We start from the raw sequence: 24,249 nt of genomic DNA on the forward strand, positions 1-24,249 counted from the left end.
GAGGCCCCGGGCGGAGAGGACTCCGGCCCGGGGCACGGTCGAACGGTCACTCAGTCCTGATCGATGTTCATCCACAGGACCTTGCGGTTGACCGCGTCGATCTCGTAGGTCGTCTCGTACCAGTCGTCGGTGGTCACCACGCCCACCGTCCAGGCCACGCTGTCGTTGTTGTTGCCGTGGTCGGCGTCGCCGAGCTCGATGGTGGTGACGGTGCCCTTCGTCTTCTCGGTGGCCGTCTGCGCGGCCTGCTGGGCCGTGACGGTGGCCTTGGTCAGCCGGGCGGCCAGCTCCTGCTTGTCCTCGGGGTCGTCCGACTGGGGGCGCGGCTGCTCCGCCTTGCCGGAGACCGCGTCGACCCGCACGGCGTAGGCCGCCCCGTCGGTCGTCGCCACCGCGGTGTCCCAATAGGGGCTGGCGGGCGTCCCCTTGAGCTCCGCGGCGATCGCCTCCGAGGACGGAACGGCCGCGATCGCCGCCTTCAGCGCCTGCCCGTAGTCCACCTTGGCCTTGGGGACCAGGGCCTTGCGCTGGGCCTGGTCCGCGCTGAGCGAGCCGGTCGGGGAGGCGGTGGCGGTGGCGGGGACCGCCCCTGAGGGGGCCCCGCTCTTCTGGGGGCTTCCCGTGTCGTTGCCGCTGCTTCCGCAGCCCGACAGCAGCGCGCCCGCGGCGGCGACGGCACAGACCAGTCCGATCGTGCGCGGCCCCGCCGGACGCCCGCGCCGGACCACGACACCACTCCTGTTCGTATCCATATGGGCACTTTAGGTGTGTGATGGGATGAATTGCTCCAAGACCCGACGGCATTCAGCCCTTTTCGATCACCGGTTTCCGCCGGTTGCGGCGTGGTTGCCCGGCAGCCGGGGCCTTCGCCGGGTGTGACCTTCAACGCTCCGGGCGGTGGGGGTGTGCAGCTTGGTTACCCGTAAGTAGCATGTCGGTGGGAAGCGCCCCGCGGGGCGCCCCGCAGCAGCAGTGCCATCCCGCACCTGGAGGAGAGCCAACGTGCCTCGTACCGCTAGGGACGTCGTCTTCGTCGACGGCGTCCGCACCCCGTTCGGCAAGGCGGGCCCGAAGGGCATCTACCACGAGACCCGCGCCGACGATCTCGTCGTGAAGGCCATCCGGGAGCTGCTGCGCCGCAACCCGGCCCTGGACCCCGCGAAGATCGACGAGGTCGCCATCGCCGCGACCACCCAGATCGGTGACCAGGGTCTGACCATCGGCCGCACGGCCGGCATCCTCGCGGGCCTCCCGCAGTCCGTCCCCGGCTACTCCATCGACCGCATGTGCGCCGGTGCGCTGACCGCCGTCACGGCGACCGCCGGCTCCATCGCCTTCGGCGCGTACGACGCCGTCATCGCCGGCGGTGTCGAGCACATGGGCCGCCACCCCATGGGTGAGGGCGTCGACCCGAACCCGCGGTTCGTGAGCGAGAAGCTCGTCGACCAGTCGGCCCTGTTCATGGGCATGACGGCGGAGAACCTCCACGACCGCTACCCGCAGATCACCAAGCAGCGCGCCGACGAGTACGCCGTGCGCTCGCAGGAGAAGGCGGCGAAGGCGTACGCGAACGGGAAGATCCAGCAGGATCTGGTACCGATCTCGGTGCGCAACACCAACGCGGAGGTCGGCGAGACGGGCTGGGGCCTGGTCACCGCCGATGAGCCGATGCGTCCGGGGACGACCCTGGAGAACCTCGCCGGCCTCAAGACGCCGTTCCGTACGCACGGCCGCGTCACCGCCGGTAACGCCGCCGGTCTCAACGACGGCGCCACCGCCTCGATCATCGCCTCCGAGGACTTCGCCCGGGAGCACGACCTCCCGGTCAAGATGCGCCTGGTCTCCTACGCCTTCGCCGGCGTCGAGCCCGAGGTCATGGGCTACGGCCCGATCCCGGCCACCGAGAAGGCCCTCGCCAAGGCGGGCCTGGGCATCGAGGACATCGACCTCTTCGAGGTCAACGAGGCGTTCGCCGTGCAGGTGCTCGCCTTCCTGGACCACTACGGCATCGCCGACGACGACGCGCGCGTCAACCAGTACGGCGGCGCCATCGCCTTCGGCCACCCGCTGGCCTCCTCCGGCGTGCGGCTGATGACCCAGCTGGCCCGGCAGTTCGAGGAGCAGCCGCAGGTCCGCTACGGCCTGACCACCATGTGCGTCGGCTTCGGCATGGGCGCGACGGTCATCTGGGAGAACCCGAACTTCGACGGAGGCAGCAAGTGAGCACCCCCACCACCGCCGAACTCCTGAAGGGCGCGGCCGAGCTGTTCCCCGACGAGGTCGTCACGTCGGCACACGTCCGCCACCTCGATCTGCCGTACGGCGCGGGCAGGTTCGCGCTGATCACGCTCGACAACGGCTTCGACCACACCAAGCCGACCACCTTCGGTCCGGGATCGCTGGCGAACCTCAACGCCGCGATCGACCAGGTCGAGAAGGAGGCCGCGGACGGCGACATCGTCGGCGTCGGCCTCACCGGCAAGCCGTTCATCTTCGCCGTCGGCGCCGACCTCAAGGGCGTCGAGCTGCTGAAGAAGCACGAGGACGCGCTGGCCATCGGCAAGGGCGGCCACGAGGTCTTCAAGCGGCTCGCGAAGCTCGCCGTGCCGACCTTCGCGTACTACAACGGTGCCGCCATGGGCGGTGGCGTCGAGGTCGGTCTGCACTGCTCCTACCGCACGGTCTCCAAGGCCCTGCCGGCCTTCTCGCTGCCCGAGGTCTTCCTCGGTCTCGTCCCGGGCTGGGGCGGCTGCGCACTGCTGCCGAACCTCATCGGCGCGGACAAGGCCGTCTCGGTCATCATCGAGAACTCGCTCAACCAGAACAAGCAGCTCAAGGGCCAGCAGGTCTTCGACCTCGGCATCGCGGACGCGATCTTCGAGGGTGCGGACTTCCTGGAGCAGTCGCTGATCTGGACCGCGGGCGTCCTCAAGGGCGACGTGGCCGTCGAGCGCGCCGAGGTCGACCGCGGTGAGGCCTGGGACCAGGCCGTCGCCAAGGGCAAGTTCATCGCCGACGGCAAGGTGCACGGCGCCGCCCCGGCCGCCTACCGGGCGCTGGACATCATCGCCGCCGCCAAGGACGGCGATCTGCAGGCCGGTTTCGACGCCGAGGACCAGGCCCTGGCGGACCTGATCATGGGCGGCGAACTCCGCGCCGGCATCTACTCGTTCAACCTGGTGCAGAAGCGGGCCAAGCGCCCCGCCGGCGCGCCGGACAAGAACCTGGCGCGTCCGGTCAGCAAGGTCGGTGTCGTCGGCGCCGGTCTGATGGCCTCGCAGCTGGCCCTGCTGTTCCTGCGCCGCCTGGAGGTGCCGGTCGTGCTGACCGACATCGACCAGGAGCGCGTCGACAAGGGTGTGGGCTATGTCCACGCCGAGATCGACAAGCTGCTCGGCAAGGGCCGGATCAACCAGGACAAGGCCAACCGCCTCAAGGCCCTGGTCTCCGGTGTCCTCGACAAGGCCGAGGGCTTCTCCGACGCCGACTTCATCATCGAGGCGGTCTTCGAGGAGATCGGCGTCAAGCAGACGGTGTTCGCGGAGGTGGAGGCCGTCGCCCCGGCGCACGCGATCCTCGCCACCAACACCTCCTCGCTGTCGGTCACCGAGATGGCCTCGAAGCTGAAGCACCCCGAGCGGGTCGTCGGCTTCCACTTCTTCAACCCGGTCGCGATCCTGCCCCTGCTGGAGATCGTCCGCGGCGAGAAGACCGACGACGCCTCGCTGGCCACGGCGTTCGGTGTCGCCAAGAAGCTGAAGAAGACCGCGGTGCTGGTGAAGGACGCCCCGGCGTTCGTCGTCAACCGCATCCTGACCCGCTTCATGGGCGAGATCCAGAACGTCATCGACGAGGGCACCCCGGTCGACGTCGCCGAGAAGGCCATCGAGCCGCTCGGTCTGCCGATGTCGCCGCTGGTGCTGCTGGAGCTGGTCGGCCCGGCGATCGGTCTGCACGTGTCGGAGACCCTGAACCGCTCCTTCCCGGACCGCTTCACGGTCTCCCCGAACCTCAAGGCCGTCGTCGAGGCCGGCAAGCGCGGCTTCTACGTCTACGACTCCGGCAAGCCGGAGCTGGACCCCGAGGTCGCCGCGCTCCTCAAGCAGGGCGACTCGGTGCTGACGGAGGACCAGGTCCGCGACCGTGTCCTGGACGCGGTGGCGCAGGAGATCGGCCTGATGCTGGACGAGGGCGTGGTCGCCGAGGCGCAGGACATCGACCTGTGCCTGATCACCGGCGCCGGCTGGCCCTTCCACCTGGGCGGCATCACGCCGTACCTGGACCGTGCGGGGGTCTCCGAGCGGGTGACCGGCAAGAAGTTCCTGGCCCCGGGAGTCGCGAGCGTGCCCGCGTAAGGGTGCACAGCTGACAGCGAAAGGCGCGGGCCGGCTCGGCGGAGCCGGTCCGCGCCTTTGTGTGCCGGGGGACGGCCGCGGCCCGGCGTGGGAGGGTGGCGGCATGGATTCCTTGGTCATTGTCGATGCCGCGAATGTCGTCGGCTCGGTGCCCGACGGCTGGTGGCGGGACCGGCACGGCGCGGCGGAGCGGCTGCGCGACGCGCTGCCCGCGTACGTCAGCCAGGGGCTGCCGGGGCTGGTGACGCCGCCCCTGGAGATGGTCCTGGTGGTGGAGGGCGCGGCGCGGCGGGTCGAGTCCGTCGAGGGCGTCCGGGTGGTGCCGGCGGACGGCAGCGGCGACGACCGGATCGTGCAGCTGGTGGCGGACGAGTGCGGCGGGCGGGACTGTCTGGTGGTCACCGCGGACCGCGGGCTGCGGGAGCGGGTCCAGGCGCTGGGCGCGCGGGTGACGGGGCCGCGGGCCGTATGGGGCCGGGGGCGCGGCGAGGCGTAGGTACGGCGAAGCCCCGTACACCGCGACGGGCGCGGCATACGGGGCCGGGCGGAGGAGCCGGGCGGGCCTCCGGCGCCGTCAGTCCTTGGCGGCCTTCCGCGTGCGGATGCCGAGGCGGCTGTGCGAGCGCCCGTACAGGAAGTAGATGACGAAGCCGGCCACCATCCAGAACGCGAACCGGACCCAGGTCTCCGCGGGCAGATTGAGCATCAGCCACACCGAGGCCGCCACCGAGAGCACCGGCACCAGCGGCACCAGCGGGGTGCGGAAGGAACGGGGCAGATCGGGCCGGGAGCGGCGGAGCAGGATGACGCCGACCGCGACCACGACGAACGCGAACAGGGTGCCGATGTTGACCAGTTCGGCGAGTTCGTCGATCGAGGTGAAACCGGCGACGACGGCGACGACGACACCCAGCGCGATGGTCGACCGGTAGGGGGTGCCGAACCGCGGATGGGACTTCGAGAAGACCCGTGGCAGCAGCCCGTCCCGGCTCATCGCGAAGAACACCCGGCTCTGGCCGAGCAGCAGGATCATGCTGACGGAGGTCAGGCCGACGGCGGCGCCGAAGCTGATCACGCCCGCGAAGAAGGGGTGCCCGAGGTCCTTGAAGGCATCGGCGAGCGGGGCGTCGGTGGAGAGCTTGCTGTACTTCTGCATACCGGTCACGACGATCGACACGGCCACGTAGAGGATGGTGCAGATGGCCAGTGAGCCGAGGATGCCGCGCGGCACATCGCGCTGCGGGTTGCGGGTCTCCTCGGCGGCGGTGGCCACGATGTCGAAGCCGATGAAGGCGAAGAAGACCACGGCCGCCGCGGCGAAGATGCCCATGGTGCCGAAGTTGGCCGGGGTGAAGCCGAACATCAGCTGGGCCAGCGGCGCGCCCAGTCCGCCACCGGCTTCAACGGGCTCGCTGGGCGGGATGAACGGCGTGTAGTTGGCGCCGTTGATGAAGAAGGCACCGGCGACGATGACCAGCAGGACGACGGTGACCTTGACCCCGACGACCACCGCCGTCACCCGCGAGGACAGCTTCGCCCCGAGCACCAGGATGCCGGTCAGCGCCAGTACGAGGAGGAAGGCGAGCAGGTCGAAGCCGAACTGCCCCTCATGGGTGCCGGACAGGCCGGCGGGCAGATGCAGCCCGGCGGAGTCCAGCAGGGAGCGCACATAGCCGGACCAGCCGACCGCGACCACCGCACAGCCCAGGGCGAGTTCCAGGATCAGGTCCCAGCCGATGATCCAGGCGGGCAGCTCGCCCAGTGAGGCGTACGAGAAGGTGTAGGCCGACCCGGCGACCGGCACGGTGGAGGCGAACTCCGCGTAACACAGCGCCGCCAGCGCGCAGACCACACCCGCGACGACGAAGGACAGGGCGACAGCGGGTCCGGCCTGCTCCTTGGCGATTTTTCCGGTGAGGACGAAAATGCCGGTGCCGATGACGACACCGACACCGAAGACGGTCAGATCGAGAGCCGACAGGGACTTCTTGAGCGTGTGCTCCGGCTCCTCGGTATCCAGGATCGACTGTTCCACGGACTTCGTCCGGAACAGGCCGCGACTGCGGCGTGAATCGTGTGGTGTGCCGTGCTGTGTGCTCATGGGCGAACCTCCGCCTGGACGACCCTCGCAACTCTCCTGAACTGACCGAGTCTCCGCAATGCCGGGAAACAGTCAGCTTCGGCGGGCCTCCGGACGGCGGGGATTCACCCGATGGGGTGCGGCCGTACGTATGCCGATGGGCCGGCCGGAACATCCGTACGGATGACCGGCCGGCCCATCGTGCCGTCTGCGGAATCAGTCGCGGGCGGCCTCGGCCGGCTCGGCCGCACCCTTGGCGCGGGCGGCCTCGGAGGCGTCCGCACCGCCGTCGGCCGGACGGAGCGGGGGCTGGGGCAGCCCGTCGATCTTGGAGACCAGGCCGGTCACCTGGCGGGCGATGTCCGGCGCGGTGAGCCCGATCTCCGCCATGACCTCCTTGCGGGAGGCGTGGTCGAGGAACTGCTCGGGGATGCCGAAGTCACGCAGCGGCAGATCGACACCGGCGTCGCGCAGTGCCTGGGCGACGGCCGAACCGACGCCGCCGGAACGGACGTTGTCCTCGACGGTGACCACGACCCGGTGCTTGGCGGCCAGCCCCGGCAGCGCCGCGTCGACCGGCTTGACCCAGCGGGGGTCGACGACAGTGGTGGAAATGCCCTGCTTGTCCAGGAGGTCGGCGATCTCCAGGCACATCGGGGCGAGCGCGCCGACGGACACCAGGAGGACGTCGGGCCGGGTGACGCCCTCGGCGGGCTCGCGCAGCACGTCCATGCCGCCGACCCGGCCGACGGCCTCGACCGCGGGGCCGACGGCGCCCTTGGAGTAGCGCACCACGGTGGGCGCGTCGTCGACGTCGACGGCCTCGCGCAGCTGGGCGCGGACCTGGTCGGCGTCGCGCGGCGCGGCGATCCGCAGACCGGGTACGACCTGCAGGATCGACATGTCCCACATGCCGTTGTGCGAGGCGCCGTCGGTGCCGGTGACCCCGGCCCGGTCCAGCACGAAGGTGACACCGCACTTGTGCAGCGCCACATCCATCAGCACCTGGTCGAAGGCGCGGTTGAGGAAGGTGGCGTAGACGGCGAAGACCGGGTGCAGGCCGCCGGTGGCCATGCCCGCCGCGGAGACCGCCCCGTGCTGCTCGGCGATGCCGACGTCGAAGACGCGGTCGGGGAAGGCCTTGGCGAACTTGTCCAGTCCGACGGGCTGGAGCATGGCCGCCGTGATGGCGACGATGTCCTTGCGCTCCTTGCCGAGCTCGACCATCTCGTCACCGAAGACGGACGTCCAGTCCTTGCCGCCCGAGGAGATCGGCAGCCCGGTGTCGGGGTGGATCTTGCCGACGGCGTGGAAGCGGTCCGCCTCGTCCTGGAGGGCGGGCTGGTAGCCGCGGCCCTTCTCGGTGAGGCAGTGGACGATGACCGGGCCGCCGAAGCGCTTGGCGCGCGTCAGGGCGGATTCCAGCGCCTCGATGTCATGACCGTCGATCGGGCCGACGTACTTCAGGCCCAGGTCCTCGAACATGCCCTGCGGGGCGATGAAGTCCTTGAGGCCCTTCTTGGCGCCGTGCAGCGTCTCGTAGAGCGGCTTGCCGACGACCGGCGTGCGCTCCAGCAGGTCCTTGCCGCGGGCCAGGAAACGCTCGTAGCCGTCCGTGGTGCGCAGCGTCGCCAGGTGGTTGGCGAGGCCGCCGATGGTCGGGGCGTAGGAGCGCTCGTTGTCGTTGACGACGATGACGAGCGGGCGGTCCTTGGCGGCGGCGATGTTGTTGAGCGCCTCCCAGGCCATACCGCCGGTCAGCGCGCCGTCACCGATGACGGCGGCGACCCGGTTGTCCGAACCGCGCACCTCGTTGGCCTTCGCGATGCCCTCGGCCCAGCCGAGCACCGTGGAGGCGTGGCTGTTCTCGATGATGTCGTGCTCGGACTCGGCACGGGAGGGGTAGCCGGACAGGCCGCCCTTCGCCTTGAGCTTGGAGAAGTCCTGACGACCGGTGAGCAGCTTGTGGACGTAGGACTGATGCCCGGTGTCGAAGAGGACCTTGTCCTTCGGGGAGTCGAAGACGCGGTGCAGGGCGATGGTCAGCTCGACCACGCCGAGGTTCGGGCCGAGGTGTCCGCCGGTCTTGGACACCGCATCGACAAGGAAGGTACGGATCTCCCCCGCCAGCTGCTCGAGCTGCTCCGGGCCCAGTCGGTCCAGATCGCGCGGTCCCCTGATACGGGAAAGCAACGCCACCCCTGCCTCCTTGCTGCTTGCTGCCGTGGATCGAGCTTGCCGATCAGACGAGTCTAATGTTGCGTCCGCCGCGGCGACGCCCGGGCCTTGCGATGTATGTCACTCGGGTGACATGGGGCCCGGCACTCCGCACGGCGTACGGCGCCGCACGCGGAGGGGCCCCCACCGGATGATGCCCGGTGGGGGCCGACGCCGTCGGACGACCGCCGCGGTCAGGTGCGTCCGGCCGTTTTCTGCGTCCGGCGGGAGACCGAGTCGATGACCACGGCGGCGAGCAGGACCGCCCCGGTGATCATGTACTGGATCTCACTCGCCATGCCGAGCAGGTTCAGGCCCTGCTGGATCGACTGGATGACCAGCATGCCCAGCAGCGCGGACCAGATCTTGCCACGTCCGCCGAAGAGGCTGGTACCACCGATGACGGCCGCCGCGATGACATTCATCAGGGTGTTGCCGGAGCCCAGGTTCTTGGTGGCGCCACCGGAGAGGCTGGCGATGAACAGTCCGCCGAAGGCCGCGAGCATGCCGGAGACGGCGAAGACGCTGATCCGGATCTTGTTCACATTGATACCGGCGCGGCGGGCCGCCTCGGCGTTTCCGCCGACCGCGAAGATCTGCCGTCCGTAGGTGGTACGGCGCACCACGAAGTCGGCGATGACCAGGACCGCGAGGAACAGCACCAGAGCCAGCGGCAGACCGCGGGCGCCGGCCGGCTCGTTCAGGACATAGGCGACGACGAAGGCGAGGACCGCGACCACGCCGGTGCGCAGCAGGATCTCGCTGAGCGGCCGGGACGGCAGCGCGGCGGCCTTGCGGCGCTTGCTGTCCAGCAGCAGCGATCCGGCGTAGGCGAGGACCGCGACCAGTGCGAGACCGTACGCGGCGGCCTTGTCCTCGAAGTAGTAGCCGGTGAGGTTCTCCACGACACTGCCGCTCGGCGTGTTGATGGAGCCTTCCTTGCCCATCATCCAGATCTGGAGACCGCTCCAGCCGAGGAAACCGGCCAGCGTGACGACGAAGGCCGGCACGCCGATCTTGGCGAAAAAGAACCCGTGCAGGGCGCCGATGACCACACCGGACGCGATGGCGATCAGCACCGCGAGCCAGTCGTTGACGCCATTGGTGACGCTGAGGACGGCCCACACGGCCGCGCCGACACCCGCCACCGAGCCGACCGACAGATCGATCTCGCCGAGCAGCAGCACGAAGACGATGCCGACGGCCATGATGCCGAGGCCGGAGGTGTAGACGCCGATGTTGGCGAGGCTGTCCGCGGACAGGAAGCTGCTGTTCTTCATCTGGAAGACGACCGCGATGACGAACAGGCCGATGATGACCGGCAGCGAGCCCAGCTCACCCCCGCGCACCCGGCGCTTGAAGTCGTTGAGATAGCCGGCGAAGCCCTGTTCGCGGACGAGCAGACGGGGGTCGACGGCGGCCGGCGGGGCGGCGTCCGGTGCGGGGGCCGGAGCGGCCGTCGTCGCCGCGGGCTCCTTGGTGAGATCGCTCATGCCCCGGCCTCCTTCTTCACCTGGTCCGTGCGCGCCTTGCGGCGGGTCACGGCGTTGTCCGAGGCGCCGGTGATGGCGGCGATGATCTCTTCGTGGGAGGTGCCCTCGACATCGAAGACACCGTTGTTGCGGCCCAGCCGCAGCACCGCGACCCGGTCCGCGACGGCCTGCACATCGGCCATGTTGTGGCTGATGAGGATGACGCCCAGGCCGCGCTCCCGCAGCCGCTCGACGAGGTCGAGGACCTGCGCGGTCTGCTCGACACCGAGTGCGGCGGTGGGCTCGTCCAGGATGACGACCTTCGGGTCGCCGATCAGCGCCCGGGCGATGGCGACGACCTGCCGCTGACCGCCGGAGAGCGCCGCGACGGGGATCCGGACGCTGGGGATGCGGATGGACAGGGTGTCCAGCAGCTCCTTGGCCCGCTTCTCCATGGCGATCTCGTCGAGGACACCGACGGTGCGGGTCTCGTTGCCGAGGAAGAGGTTGGCGACGACGTCGAGGTTGTCGCAGAGCGCGAGGTCCTGGTAGACGGTGGCGACGCCGAGTTCCTGGGCGTCGTGCGGCTTGTTGATGCGGACCGTCTCGCCCTGCCATTCGATGGCGCCGTCGTCGACCGGGTGGACGCCCGAGATCGTCTTGACGAGGGTGGACTTGCCGGCGCCGTTGTCGCCGACGAGGGCGACCACCTCACCGGGGTGGATCTCCAGGGTGACGTCCGTGAGTGCCTGGACGGCGCCGAACCGCTTGGAGATTCCGCGCAACGCCAGCACAGGCGTAGCGGACACGTGAATCATCTCCTTCGCCGCCGTCACAACGGCGGGGATGGTGGTGCGTGGAGCAGGGGGCTCGCGAGGGACGGTCCGGTGTCCGCGCCCGGGACGGGGTGTCGCGGGGCGGGCAGGGACCGGTAGGGACCGGTAGGGGTACGGACCGGGCCGGGGGCCGCGGGGCGGTGCCGCGCGGCCCCCGCCTGACCGGGGTCCTGGGGCCGGGGTTCGGGGACCGGGGCCGGGGCGTGGAGCCGGGGCCGGGGGTCCGGCGCCGGGGGTCCGGCGTCGGGGGGAGCCGGGGCCGGAGGGCCCGTGGCCCTACTTGATGCCGGCCGACTCGCAGGCCTTCTTGGCGTCGCCGGCGCAGATCTGGCTCGCCTTGTAGACCTTGTCCTTGAGGATCGTGGAGGCGATGTTGTCCTTGGTCACGATCTGCGCGTCGTACAGCTTGGCCGGGATGCCCTTGACCTCGCCGCTGAGGCTGTCGACCTTGGAGTCCGTCAGGGAGCCGATCTTCTCGCCCTTGAGTAGCTTGACCGCGATCTCGGCCGTGGAGTCGGCCTGCGGCTTGATCTGCTTGTAGATGGTGAACGCCTGGTCGCCCTTGAGGATCCGCTGCAGACCCGCGAGCTCGGCGTCCTGGCCGCCGACCGGGACCTCCACGCCCTTCTGCTTGAGGGCGGTGATGATGCCGCCGGCCATGCCGTCGTTGCCGGAGTAGACGCCCTGGAAGCCGTCCTTGCCGAGCGAGTCGAGGGCGGCGCTCATCTTCTTGTTGGCCTCGTCCGGCGACCAGTCCGGGATGTCCTGCTCGTACGCGATCTTCTTGACCTGCTTGTCGAGGACGCTGTGGGCGCCCTTCTTGAAGAACGGCATGTTCGGGTCGGTCGGCGAACCGTTGATCATGACGACATTGCTGTCCTTGGCCTTGTCGCCGAGCGCCTTGACCAGCGCCTCACCCTGCAGGCGGCCGATCTTCTCGTTGTCGTAGGACACGTAGGCGGAGATGTTGCCCTCGGCCAGCCGGTCGTACGCGACGACCTTCACGCCCTTCTTGGCGGCCTGGTTCACCCAGGACTTGGTGGCCTTGTAGTCGACCGCGTCCAGAATGATCACCTTCACGCCCTGGGTGATCAGCGCGTCGAACTGCTTCTTCTGGGTCTCGGTCTCCTGCGCCGCGTTGTTGTACTTCACCTTGCAGTCGCTGCACAGCGCCTTGATCTTCGCCTCCATGAGCGGGCGGTCGAAGGTCTCGTAACGCGTGGTCTTGTTCTCCGGCAGCAGCAGGCCGATCGTCTTGTTGTCGCCGCCGCCACCCTTGGCGCCGTCGCCGGCCTTGCCGCAGGCGGCCACGGAGAGCGCCATCGAGACAGCGGCTGTGCCTATGACGACGCGACGCGTCCAAACGTTCATGGGGTGCCTCCCTGACGAGGCCGCGTCCTTGCGGCCGAGGTGGCTGGAAGTCAACTCGGCCGCCAGCCGACCGTCAAGGAGTAAATCCTTAACGAGATGACAACGGTGCCATGCGTTAGCTGTGTGAACTCGGCGCTCTTATGCCGGGGCCGGCGCGTCCGCGGTCTGCGCACCGTCGAGCAGGGTCGAATCGCCCATCTCGCTCAGCACCAGCGCCAGGGCGCCGAGCACCTCCGCACGGCCCCCGAGCGTGCCCGGGACGATCCCCAACTGCCGTGCCGCGCTGGGGATCGCGTAGCGCGAGACCGACTCACGGATCGGTGCGAGCACCAGCTCACCGGCCTCGGCGAGATCCCCGCCGAGCACCACTCGGCTGGGATTGAGCAGATTGCACAGATTTGCCACACCACTGCCGATATGGCGCCCCACGTCCGCAATGACCCTGCGGCAGCCCGGGTCACCCTCGCGGGCCAGCTGGACCACCCGCGACATGGTCAGATCGGGCCCGTGGCTCGGCTGCAGCAGCGGGAGGACATACCGGGCCGCGGTGAAGGTCTCCAGACAGCCGCGGTTGCCGCAGCGGCACACCGGACCGGCCTCGTCCAGCGTGATGTGCCCGATCTCGCCCGCCGTGCCGCCCGGCCCGCGGTAGATCTGCCCGCTGATCACCAGCCCGGCGCCGACACCGCTGGCGACCTTGATGTACGCCAGGTCGGAGGCCCCGCGGCCACCGCCCCACACCAGCTCGCCCAGCGCGCCGAGGTTGGCGTCGTTGTCGACGTGCACGGGCACCCCGAGGCGCCCCGACAGCTCCTGACCGGGGTTCGTCCCCGTCCAGCCCGGCAGGATCGCCGTGGAGCCGAGCGTCCCGGATTCGACGTCGATGGGCCCCGGCACGCCCAGGCCGACGCCGACGACCTTGCCCGGGTCGATCCCGGTGGCCGCGATCAGCCGGTTGACCAGCTGTTCCGCCCGGTCGAAGCCCTCGGCGGCGGAGGCGTCCACATCGATCGGCTCGGCTTCCTCGGCGAGCACCTGGTGGGCGAGGTTGCCGACCGCCACCCGCAGATGGGAATGCCCGAAATCGACCCCTACGACGATGCCCGCGTCGCCGGAGAGCGAGACACTGCGCGCCCGCCGCCCGCCCGCCGAGGTCGGCGTCACCTCAACGGTTCCGCCGTCCTTCAACTCGCGAACGATGTTGGAAACGGTGGCCGCGGACAGCCCCGTGCTCCGGGCGATCTCCGCCTGCGTGAGTGAGCCCGCCATACGCACCGCGCGCACGACCCGCTCCAGATTGGCCCGGTGCAGCGAGGACTGCGACCCTGGAGTCTCCATCGACTCATCCACTCCCGTCTGGGGCCGGGGGTACCTCCCAGCGGAAGCTGGGGAGGCACGACGACCGCCCGCCGACCGCACCCACGTCCTCGGGGGGCGGCCATCGATTCAACATGTGAACCCTAAGCAGAACGCCAGCCGGGAAGTCTCGTCAAGGCGTTGAGCCCGGCATGATCGGATAGCGCCTGATCCGGGCACCCGGGGAGGCGGCCCCGCCGCAGCGGAGCCGCCCCGGAGGCCTGCCGGGCGGCACGCCAAGGTGGCTCAAATCTTTCGCCGGACCGCCGGACCGCCGGACCGCCGGCCGCCGGACGGGCTCGTGGCCCACTCCCCTACTTCAGCGCGCCGGCGGTCAGACCGGCCACCACCTGCCGCTGGAAGATGATGTACGCGGCGAGCACCGGCAGCATCGCGATCGTCAGCCCGGCGAACAGACCGGACCAGTCCCCCTTGTAGCCCTGACTCACCGCCAGGGCCACCAGCCCCTGGGTCAGCATCTTCCGGTCCGGGTCACCGACGTTGAGCACCGTCGGCAGCAGGTACTGGTTCCACTGCCCGAGGAAGTTGAAGATCCCGACGCTGATCAGGCCGGGCTTGGCCATCGGCAGCATCACCTGGAAGAAGGTGCGGGTGTGCGAGGCACCGTCGATGAGCGCCGCCTCGGCGACCGAGGTCGGCAGCGTCTTGAAGAACCCGCTGAGGAAGAAGACCGTGAACGGCAGCGAGTAGGCGATGTAGACCAGGATCAGCCCGTGGTAGGTGTCCAGCAGCGCCATGTTCTTCATGACGAAGAACAGCGGGACCAGCGCCAGGATGACCGGGAAGCCCATGCCGCCCACGAACAGGAAATACAGAAAGCGGTTGCCCGGGAAGTCGAAGCGGGCCAGCACATACGCCGCCATCGCGCCCAGCAGCATCGTGCCGATCAGCGAACCGCCCACGACGATCAGCGAGTTGAGGAAGTACTGGCCCATGTGCGCCTTGTCCCAGGCGCGGGCCCAGTTGTCGAAGTGCAGGACCGACGGCAGCCCCCAGGGCGAGCCGAAGATCTCGGTGTCGTCCTTGAAGGAGCTCACCACCGCCCACAGCAGCGGCATGGTGACCAACAGGCCCCAGATCACCAGGACTCCGTGCGAGAAGACATTGAGGACCCTGCCCTCGCCGCTTCCGCCGCCGGAGCCGGCGCCGTCCTTCCGTCCCTGTCCGCCGCGCGGGCCGGGCAGCCGCGACGCACCCGGAGGCGGTGGGTGCTCCTTCGTCACCCCCGGGAGGTCCGCGGGGTCTGTCTGCGCACTCATCAGAACTCCAGTCGCTCGCGCCGTCCCAGCCGCATGACGACGGCCGAGAAGATGAGGGTCACGATCAGCAGGGAAACGCCGATGGCGGTCGCATATCCGGCCTGACCGTCGCGGAAGGTCTTCTGGTACACGTACAGCGGAAGGACCTCGGTCGAATAGTCGGGGCCGCCCGGACCGACGCTCATGATCTGCACGAAGGCGAAGGCCGACACGTCCAGGGCGAGAATGCCCATATAGATCCAGCCGGTCTGGACGGTGTCCCACAGCAGCGGCAGGGTGATCCGGAAGAACGTGTTGAAGCGGTTCGCGCCGTCCAGCAGCGCGGCCTCGTAGAAGTCCTTCGGAATGGAGCTCATACCGGCCGAGAAGAGCACCACATAGAAGCCGACATTGGCCCACACCATCGCGGCCATCACACACCACAGGGCGATCTGCGGATCCCCCAGCCAGTCCGGCTGCACATTGCCGAGCCCGACCGCGTCGAAGAAGGCGTTGAGCGCGCCGCTCTCCGGGTTGTAGGCGAACTGGAACAGCAGCGCGACGATCGGGACCGACAGCACCTGCGGGAAGAAGTAGAGGATTTTATAGGTGCCCGAGCCGCGCACCCCGCCGATGACCGCCTTCTTCCGGCGACGGCCACCGACGTTGAGCATGAAGGCGAAGAAGAGCCCGAGCGAGAGCGTCACCACCGGCAGGAGCAGCAACAACGTCACACTGTTGCCCACGGCGGACCAGAAGACATCGTCCTGGAAGAGGCGCGCATAGTTGTCGAGGCCGACCATCTTCATGTCCGGACTCAGCCCGGTCCAGTCCGTGAAGGAGTAGTAAATCGCCTGCACGAAGGGCGAGATCACGAAGATCGCGTAAATCGCCAGCGGGAGGACCAAGAACCCCGCGATGAAACGGTACTTACCGTGTTTCATGACTACCGATCCCGTTCTCTCCCCGCGTGTGCCGCCGCCGGTGACGCGCCCCCGGCCGGCGCCGGGAGGTCATCCCACGCATTTCTCGGTCAGCGCTTGTACTTCTTCACGCTGGAGTCGTCGCGGGTGTCGTCCGCGTACTTCTGGATCTTCTTGATGGCCTCGTCGGGAGTCAGCCGGCCGGCCATCATCTCGCCCAGCGCACCGACCCCGATCCGCTCCTTCTGGAGCGCCACATACCAGTCCTGCAACCGCGGATTGACGATGTTCTGGCCGGCCTTTTCCAGCGCCACCTGCGCCGATGCCAGACCCGGCGGGAGCTTCAGCCCCTCGGTGCCGCCGTTGAGCGAGGTGAGGGAGGAGACCTGCCGGATGAAGTTCTGCGAGGACTTCTTGCTGAGCATGATGCGCAGCAGCTCCATGCCGCCCTCGGCGTTGCGGGCCTTCCTGGGCACGATGTACGGCTCGCCGCCCGAGGCCCAGATCGTGCCGTAGGGCATCTTGTCGGAGTCCGACAGGCTGGACGGGGCGCCGACCGCGAGATCGAAGTTCGGATTCTTCGCGATCTGCTTGGCCGACTCGTTCTCCACCCAGGAACCGTTGGGGATGAACAGCGCCTTGCCGTCGGCCCACGCCTTCTGCGACTGGAGGTGGTCCAGCCCGGGCGAGCCCTTGAGGACATAGCCCTTCTTGTAGAGCTCGTAGTAGGCGTCGAATGCCGCCTTGACCGCCGGGTCCTTCCAGGCGTTCGGCTCCAGATTGTCGATCTTCCGCAGGACCTCCGCACCACCGATCTTGGCGATGAACGGGTAGAGGCTGAAGGGAAGGTAGTACGGGTACTTGCCCGGGTACGTCCAGCCCGCGACGCCCTTCTTCTTGGCCTTCGCGCACAGGGCCAGCATGTCGTCCCAGGTCTCCGGATATTCCGCGTCCAGCTTCTGCAGATTACTCTTGGAGTACCAGACGCCGTAGACCGTGTACGCGTAGTAGAGAATCCAGGTTTCCTTGCCTCCGAACTGTCCCATTTCGACGACGCCGGGGCGCAGGGTGTCCCGCACCTTCTTGTTCGGGTCGTCGACCGAGGGGGCGTCGAGGAGCGCCGAGAGGTCGGTCAGCTGGTCCTTGCCCACCAGCGTGCCGAAGTCCATCTGTTCCGCACCGGAGTTGTCGACGAGGTCCGGGGGGTTTCCGCCGTTGAAGCGCGGCTGCAGTGTCGACTGGATCTTCTGGGTCGACGAGAGCTTCACCTTGCCGTCGGCCTTCGGGAAGGCCTTGAGGTACTCGCTCTGGGCGTCCTTGGCGTACTTGTCGCCGAATCCGCCGTCGAAGATGACGACATCCAGGCCGGCCGACTCATTGACCGCGAGCGGATTCTTGGCCGACTTCTTTCCCTTTTCGACCTTGTTGTCGCTGTCGCTGCCGCCGCCGCTCGCACACGCCGACAGCATTCCCATGGCCGGTACGGCGACGATCCCCAGGGCCGCGGCCCGCTTGACCAGATCGCGACGGTTGAATGCAGAGGTGGATCCCATGCTCAAGTCCTCGCCTTCTTCAGGACTCAGGCGGTGTACCGGAGCCACCCCGGCACCGCGGGTCAGATGAAGCTGAGTTGTACGGGATGTGCACCGGGCTCGCTAGGGAAATGCGGGGCAGTCATGCGTTCCCGCCTTCCCCCCGGATCCGCGGCCTGGGTCGTACGGCCGGTCGGACGCGACAGGTATAGTCCACTTCCGGCCGCAGGGGCAAGATCGAATGCAGGGTTGGACGGCAGTCTTTCCCTAGTTGAGACCTCCCCGGTATGCGCGGATTCGCCCGGCCGCCATCCGCCGGACCGCCCGGCGGCACGACCGGCGCACCGATCTCAGCGCCACCCTTGACACCAAAGTCCCCACGCACCTTACTTATCTCTGTTTATCTGGCGTCAGACAACTGACAACGATGTCAATCTCGTTGAGAGGGCTCGCGTGCGGCTCAGACACCGGCACAGTCCACTGCGGGGGATCGCCCGCCCCGCCGCCCTCGCGGCGGCCGCTCTGCTCGTCATCACCGCGCCCGGCCCGGCCCAGGCCGCGCCGCCCCAACCGCCCCAGGGTCCAACGGAGTTCCGCTCCTCGTTCGAATCCGGCGAACCGCAGCCGGACTGGACCGACACCGTCGACACCGGCGCCGACGGAAAGCCCCGGACCTCCGGCGTCACCCCGGAGACCGCCCCGGCGGCACCCGGGATGAACACCGGGACCGACACCGGCCCCCGCGACTCCCCCACCGCCAAGGCCCACGCCGGCTTCACCGGAGGGCATGCGCTGCGCTACGCCGGCACCCACACCGCCCCCGGCCGCGGCTACTCGTACAACAAGATCTTCGACGTCAATGTCCCGGTCACCGCGGCCACTTCGCTCTCGTACAAGATCTTCCCCGAGATGGCGAAGAGCGATCCGGCGTACCCGGCGACCCATGCCGCCGTCGATCTGGCCTTCACCGACGGGACGTACCTCAGCGAGCTGTCCGCCGTCGACCAGCACGGCGCGCCGCTGACGCCCCGGGGCCAGGCCGCCTCCAAGACGCTCTACGTCAATCAGTGGAACAACCGGGAAGCGCGGATCGGCGCGGTCGCCGCGGGCAAGACCGTCGACCGGATCCTGGTCGGCTATGACGCGCCGGAGGCACCGCGGACCGCACCGGCCTTCCGCGGCTGGGTCGATGACCTCACCCTCGCGCCCAAGGCACCGGACCAACCGCTCGACCGTCTCTCCGACTACGCCGTCACCACCCGCGGCACGCTCTCCAGCGGCAGTTTCTCGCGCGGCAACACCTTCCCCGCCACCGCCGTCCCCAACGGCTTCAACTTCTGGACCCCTGTCACCAACGCGGGCTCCGCCGACTGGCTCTACGAGTACGCGCGGAAGAACAACGCCGACAACCTCCCCACCCTCCAGGCGTTCAGCGCCAGCCATGAGCCCAGTCCGTGGATGGGCGACCGGCAGACCTTCCAGGTCATGCCGTCCGTCGCGGCCGGCACCCCGGACGCCTCGCGCACCGGACGGGCGCTGCCGTTCCACCACGCCAACGAGACCGCCAAGCCGCACTACTACGGCGTGACCTTCGACAACGGCCTCAAGACGGAGATCACCCCCACCGACCACGCCGCGCTGATGCGCTTCACCTTCCCCGGCGACCGGGCGAGCCTGATCTTCGACAACGTCAACAACAAGGGCGGGCTGAGCCTGGACACCGGGCGCGGGGTCGTCACCGGCTTCTCGGACGTCAAGAGCGGACTGTCCGTCGGCGCCACCCGGCTGTTCGTCTACGGGGTCTTCGACGCCCCGGTCACCGGCGGCGGCAGGCTCGACGGCGGGGGCGGGAAGGACGTCACCGGCTATCTCCGCTTCCGGCCCGGGGCGGACCGCACGGTGACCATGCGGATCGCGACCTCGCTCGTCAGCGTGGACCAGGCGAAGGCGAATCTGGACCGGGAGATCCCCGACGGCGCGACCTTCGCCGGCGTCAAGGAACGGGCACAGTCGCAGTGGGACGACCTGCTGGGCCGGATCGAGGTCGAAGGCGCGAGCCGCGATCAGCTCACCACCCTCTACTCCAACCTCTACCGCCTCTACCTCTACCCCAACTCCGGCTTCGAACAGGTCGGTTCGCGCAGCCGCTACGCCAGCCCGTTCTCGCCGCAGGTCGGCCAGGACACCCCGACACACACCGGCTCGAAGATCGTCGACGGTGAGGTGTACGTCAACAACGGCTTCTGGGACACCTACCGGACCACCTGGCCCGCCTATTCGCTCCTCACCCCGAAACGCGCGGGGAAAATGGTCGACGGCTTCGTCCAGCAGTACAAGGACGGCGGCTGGATCTCCCGCTGGTCCTCGCCCGGCTATGCGGACCTGATGACCGGGACGAGTTCCGATGTGGCGTTCGCCGACGCCTACGCCAAGGGCGTGGAATTCGACGCCGAGGCGGCCTATGCCGCGGCCGTCAAGAACGCCACCGTCGCCCCGCCGCAGCCCGGGGTCGGCCGCAAGGGCATGGCCACCGCGCCCTTCCTCGGCTATACGAGCACCGATACCCGTGAGGGCATGTCCTGGGCACTGGAGGGCTACCTCAACGACTTCGGTATCGCCCGTATGGGCAAAGCCCTGTACGAGAAGACCAAAAAGCCCCGCTACAAGGAAGAATCGGCCTATTTCCTGAGCCGCGCCCAGAATTACGTCAAGCTCTTCGACCGCAGGGTCGGCTTCTTCCAGGGCAAGGACTCCCAGGGCAACTGGCGGCTGCCGCCCGGCGCGTTCGACCCCCGGGTCTGGGGCCACGACTATACCGAGACCAACGCCTGGACCTTCGCCTTCACCGCGCCGCAGGACACCCGGGGGCTGGCCAACCTCTACGGCGGCCGCGCCGCCCTGGCCAAGAAGCTGGACGCGTACTTCTCCACCCCGGAGACCGCGTCCAAGGAATTCGCCGGTTCCTACGGCGAGGTGATCCATGAAATGACCGAGGCCCGCGATACCCGGATGGGCATGTACGGGCACAGCAATCAGCCCTCGCATCACATCGCCTATGTCTATGACGCGGCCGGCCGGCCCTGGAAGGCCCAGGAGAAGGTCCGCGAGGCGATGTCCCGGCTCTACCTCGGCAGCGAGATCGGCCAGGGATACCCGGGCGACGAGGACAACGGTGAGATGTCCGCGTGGTACGTCTTCAGCTCGCTCGGTTTCTATCCGCTGGTGATGGGCCAGGGCGAATACGCGGTGGGCTCCCCCCTCTTCACCAAGGCCACGGTCCACCTGGAGAACGGCCGCGATCTCACCGTCAACGCCCCGCGCAACAACGCGCGCAATGTCTATGTCCAAGGCCTCCGAGTGAACGGCAAACCCTGGAATTCCACCGCACTTCCGCACCGGCTCCTCGCCCGCGGCGGCACGCTGGACTTCACCATGGGCGACCGGCCGTCCGCCTGGGGCACCGGAGAGCACGCGGCCCCGACGTCCCTCACCAAGGACGACAAGGTGCCCACACCGCCGGCCGATGTGACCGATCCGGCGACCGGCCCGCTCTTCGACAACACCTCCGGCAGCTCGGCCGCACTGACCGGCGCCCCGGTGGACCTCGCCCGCCCCGCGCGGGTGACCTCGTACACCCTCACCTCGGCGGACCGTGCCACCGCACCGGCCGGCTGGACGCTGGAGGGCTCCCCGGACGGGCAGCGGTGGACACGGCTGGACCACCGCGACGGGGAATCCTTCACCTGGGATCACCAGACCCGCGTCTTCGGCATCAGCGACCCGGGCAGCTACCTGCACTACCGGCTGGTGCCCGACGGCCCGGGCACCCTCGCCGAGATCGAGCTGCTCGGGGCGCCCTGACCCCGTCGCCCCGTGACGACGGACGGGCCGCACCCCCTCGCCCGAGGGAGTGCGGCCCGTCCTGGTGCCCTGGGGGGACTTACTTGCGGATCAGCGAGCGCAGCACGTACTGCATGATGCCGCCGTTGCGGTAGTAGTCCGCCTCGCCGGGGGTGTCGATGCGGACGACCGCGTCGAACTCGACACCGCTGTCCGTGGTCACCTTGACGGTGCGCGGCGTGGTGCCGTCGTTCAGCTCGGTCACGCCGGAGAAGGAGAAGCTCTCCTCGCCGGTCAGGCCGAGGGACTCGGCGGACGCGCCCTCCGGGAACTGCAGCGGCAGGACGCCCATGCCGATGAGGTTCGAGCGGTGGATGCGCTCGTAGGACTCGGCGATGACGGCCTTGACGCCGAGCAGCGCGGTGCCCTTGGCCGCCCAGTCGCGGGACGAGCCCGAGCCGTACTCCTTGCCGGCCAGGATGACCAGCGGGGTGCCGGCGGCCTGGTAGTTCTGCGAGGCGTCGTAGATGAACGACACCGGACCGCCGTCCTGGGTGAAGTCGCGGGTGTAGCCGCCCTCGGTGCCCGGCGCGATCTGGTTGCGCAGGCGGATGTTGGCGAAGGTGCCGCGGATCATGACCTCGTGGTTACCACGGCGCGAGCCGTAGGAGTTGAAGTCACGACGCTCGACGCCGTGCTCGGTGAGGTACTGGCCGGCGGGGGTGTCGGCCTTGATCGCACCGGCCGGGGAGATGTGGTCGGTGGTGACCGAGTCGCCCAGCTTGGCCAGCACCCGGGCGCCGGTGATGTCGGAGACCGGGGTGGTCTCCATCGTCATGCCCTCGAAGTACGGGGGCTTGCGCACGTAGGTGGACTGCGGGTCCCACTCGAAGGTGTTGCCGGTCGGGATCGACAGCGCCTGCCACTGGGCGTCGCCCGCGAAGACGTCCTGGTAGGACTTGTTGAACATGTCCTCGCCGATGGCGTTCGCCACGACGTCGTTGACCTCGGCCTCGGAGGGCCAGATGTCCTTGAGGTAGACCGGGTTGCCCTCGGTGTCGGTGCCCAGGGCGTCCTCGGTGATGTTCACCTTCATGGAACCCGCGAGGGCGTACGCGACGACCAGCGGCGGGGACGCCAGGTAGTTCATCTTGACGTCGGGGTTGATCCGGCCCTCGAAGTTGCGGTTGCCGGAGAGCACCGAGGTGACGGCCAGGTCGTGCTCGTTGACGGCCTTGGAGACCTCCTCCGGCAGCGGGCCGGAGTTGCCGATGCAGGTGGTGCAGCCGTAGCCGACGAGGTTGAAGCCGACCTTGTCGAGGTACGGGGTCAGACCGGCCTTGTCGAAGTAGTCGGTGACGACCTTCGAGCCCGGGGCGAGGGTGGTCTTGACCCACGGCTTGCGGGTCAGGCCCTTCTCCACGGCCTTCTTCGCGACCAGCGCGGCGGCGACCATGACGTACGGGTTCGAGGTGTTGGTGCAGGAGGTGATGGCCGCGACCGTCACCGCACCGTGGTCGATCTCGTAGGTCGAGCCGTCGGGGGCGGTGACCGTGGTCGGGCGGGTCGGCACGCCGTCGGTGGCGGCCGGGGAGTCGGAGGCCGGGAAGGACTCCTGGCCCGCCTCGTCGGCGTCGGAGACGTAGTTAAGGACGTCGCGCTCGAACTGCGTGGCGGCCTCGGCGAGGACGATGCGGTCCTGCGGGCGCTTGGGACCGGCGATCGACGGGACGACCGTCGACAGGTCCAGCTCCAGCTTCTCGGAGAAGTCGGGCTCGGCGGCCGGGTCGAGCCAGAGGCCCTGCTCCTTGGCGTACGCCTCGACGAGCGCGAGCTGCTGCTCGCTGCGGCCGGTCAGCTTCAGGTACTTGATGGTCTCGTCGTCGATCGGGAAGATCGCGGCGGTGGAGCCGAACTCCGGCGACATGTTGCCGATGGTGGCGCGGTTGGCCAGCGAGGTGGCGGCGACGCCCTCACCGTAGAACTCGACGAACTTGCCGACGACGCCGTGCTTGCGCAGCATCTCGGTGATGGTCAGCACGAGGTCGGTGGCGGTGGTGCCGGGCTTGAGCTCACCGGTCAGCTTGAAGCCGACGACGCGCGGGATGAGCATGGAGACCGGCTGGCCGAGCATCGCGGCCTCGGCCTCGATGCCGCCGACGCCCCAGCCCAGCACACCGAGGCCGTTGACCATGGTGGTGTGCGAGTCGGTGCCGACGAGGGTGTCGGGGTAGGCCTGGCCGTTGCGGACCATGACCGTACGGGCCAGGTGCTCGATGTTGACCTGGTGCACGATGCCGGTGCCGGGCGGGACGACCTTGAACTCGTCGAAGGCGGTCTGGCCCCAGCGCAGGAACTGGTAGCGCTCCTTGTTGCGGCCGTACTCCAGCTCCACGTTCTGGCCGAAGGCGTCCTTCGTGCCGAACTTGTCGGCGATGACGGAGTGGTCGATGACCAGCTCGGCCGGCGCCAGCGGGTTGATCTTCGCCGGGTCGCCGCCGAGCTCCTTGACGGCCTCACGCATGGTGGCGAGGTCGACCACACAGGGCACGCCGGTGAAGTCCTGCATGATCACGCGGGCCGGCGTGAACTGGATCTCCTGGCTGGGCTGGGCCTGCGAGTCCCAGCCGCCGAGCGCCCGGATGTGGTCGGCGGTGATGTTCGCGCCGTCCTCAGTGCGGAGCAGGTTCTCCAGCAGCACCTTCAGGCTGTACGGAAGACGGGCGGACCCCTCGACCTTGTCCAGCTTGAAGATCTCGTACGACTCGTCGCCCACCTGCAGCGTGCTGCGGGCGTCGAAGCTGTTCGCCGACACGACAGTCTCCTTCATGCATGAATTCGCGCGTACCACCGCAATGCTGCCGTCACCGTCCTTGCCCCATCCGCTAAGGTGGGCCTAAGTTAGGTATGCCTTAGTTGCGCGGCAGCGGTACGCCTCTCGGCAGATATCTCGATGTCGAGATAACTCTAGTACATCGTTGCGGCCTGGTCATGCCCTGACCGGGATG

Annotated in this window: 15 protein-coding genes; 4 read left to right on the top strand and 11 right to left on the bottom strand. The window is 68.8% G+C overall.

The window, feature by feature from the left end; genetic code table 11:
• Positions 1-50 precede the first annotated feature (50 nt).
• A complete protein-coding gene (locus STRNI_RS10425) occupies positions 51-752 on the bottom strand; it encodes a PepSY domain-containing protein (RefSeq protein ID WP_277411060.1) in 702 nt (233 codons plus the stop codon).
• 250 nt (positions 753-1,002) lie between these two features.
• Between STRNI_RS10425 and STRNI_RS10430 the strand changes: the two genes are divergently transcribed.
• The 3 genes from STRNI_RS10430 to STRNI_RS10440 all read left to right on the top strand — a co-directional run bounded on the left by STRNI_RS10430 (position 1,003) and on the right by STRNI_RS10440 (position 4,851).
• Positions 1,003-2,223, top strand: a complete 1,221-nt coding sequence (locus STRNI_RS10430) for a thiolase family protein (RefSeq protein WP_018088876.1) — start codon at positions 1,003-1,005, stop codon at positions 2,221-2,223.
• Positions 2,220-4,355: a 3-hydroxyacyl-CoA dehydrogenase NAD-binding domain-containing protein gene (locus STRNI_RS10435; RefSeq protein WP_277411061.1), complete on the top strand. Its 2,136-nt coding sequence runs from the start codon at positions 2,220-2,222 to the stop codon at positions 4,353-4,355. The genes STRNI_RS10430 and STRNI_RS10435 overlap by 4 nt, the downstream gene beginning before the upstream one ends.
• A 103-nt stretch (positions 4,356-4,458) precedes the next feature.
• Complete coding sequence (locus STRNI_RS10440; RefSeq protein ID WP_018088874.1) at positions 4,459-4,851, top strand: PIN domain-containing protein; 393 nt, start codon at positions 4,459-4,461, stop codon at positions 4,849-4,851.
• Positions 4,852-4,929: 78 nt separating this feature from the next.
• Here STRNI_RS10440 and STRNI_RS10445 read toward each other — a convergent pair whose 3' ends face one another.
• The 9 genes from STRNI_RS10445 to ngcE form a co-directional block, all read right to left on the bottom strand.
• Entirely contained in the window at positions 4,930-6,456 is a 1,527-nt protein-coding gene (locus STRNI_RS10445) for an amino acid permease (protein WP_159485634.1), read from the bottom strand.
• A 195-nt stretch (positions 6,457-6,651) separates the two neighbouring features.
• Positions 6,652-8,634, bottom strand: a complete 1,983-nt coding sequence (gene dxs, locus STRNI_RS10450) for a 1-deoxy-D-xylulose-5-phosphate synthase (RefSeq protein WP_018088872.1) — start codon at positions 8,632-8,634, stop codon at positions 6,652-6,654.
• 212 nt (positions 8,635-8,846) lie between these two features.
• A complete protein-coding gene (locus STRNI_RS10455; protein ID WP_277411062.1) occupies positions 8,847-10,145 on the bottom strand; it encodes a sugar ABC transporter permease in 1,299 nt (432 codons plus the stop codon).
• A complete protein-coding gene (locus STRNI_RS10460; RefSeq protein ID WP_078518561.1) occupies positions 10,142-10,942 on the bottom strand; it encodes an ATP-binding cassette domain-containing protein in 801 nt (266 codons plus the stop codon). Before STRNI_RS10460 ends, STRNI_RS10455 begins: the two co-directional genes overlap by 4 nt.
• A 294-nt stretch (positions 10,943-11,236) precedes the next feature.
• Positions 11,237-12,331: a substrate-binding domain-containing protein gene (locus STRNI_RS10465; RefSeq protein WP_229838408.1), complete on the bottom strand. Its 1,095-nt coding sequence runs from the start codon at positions 12,329-12,331 to the stop codon at positions 11,237-11,239.
• Positions 12,332-12,469: 138 nt separating this feature from the next.
• Complete coding sequence (locus tag STRNI_RS10470) at positions 12,470-13,669, bottom strand: ROK family transcriptional regulator (RefSeq protein ID WP_018088868.1); 1,200 nt, start codon at positions 13,667-13,669, stop codon at positions 12,470-12,472.
• Positions 13,670-14,001: 332 nt separating this feature from the next.
• The gene (locus STRNI_RS10475; protein WP_159485642.1) at positions 14,002-14,967 is read right to left on the bottom strand and encodes a carbohydrate ABC transporter permease; all 966 of its coding nucleotides are present in this window, start codon (positions 14,965-14,967) and stop codon (positions 14,002-14,004) included.
• Positions 14,967-15,890, bottom strand: coding sequence for a carbohydrate ABC transporter permease (locus STRNI_RS10480; RefSeq protein WP_018088866.1), 924 nt, complete (start codon positions 15,888-15,890; stop codon positions 14,967-14,969). The genes STRNI_RS10475 and STRNI_RS10480 overlap by 1 nt, the downstream gene beginning before the upstream one ends.
• Positions 15,891-15,979: 89 nt before the next feature.
• On the bottom strand, positions 15,980-17,422 hold the full coding sequence (ngcE, locus tag STRNI_RS10485) for an N-acetylglucosamine/diacetylchitobiose ABC transporter substrate-binding protein (RefSeq protein ID WP_148589789.1): 1,443 nt from the start codon (positions 17,420-17,422) through the stop codon (positions 15,980-15,982).
• A 432-nt stretch (positions 17,423-17,854) separates the two neighbouring features.
• On the opposite strand from ngcE, the gene STRNI_RS10490 reads away from it, so the two are divergent.
• Entirely contained in the window at positions 17,855-21,262 is a 3,408-nt protein-coding gene (locus STRNI_RS10490) for a GH92 family glycosyl hydrolase (RefSeq protein WP_277411063.1), read from the top strand.
• Positions 21,263-21,341: 79 nt separating this feature from the next.
• On the opposite strand, the gene acnA is transcribed toward STRNI_RS10490, so the two are convergent.
• Complete coding sequence (acnA, locus tag STRNI_RS10495; RefSeq protein ID WP_018088863.1) at positions 21,342-24,056, bottom strand: aconitate hydratase AcnA; 2,715 nt, start codon at positions 24,054-24,056, stop codon at positions 21,342-21,344.
• Positions 24,057-24,249: the final 193 nt, after the last annotated feature.

Source organism: Streptomyces nigrescens, from assembly GCF_027626975.1.
GTDB lineage: Bacteria > Actinomycetota > Actinomycetes > Streptomycetales > Streptomycetaceae > Streptomyces > Streptomyces nigrescens.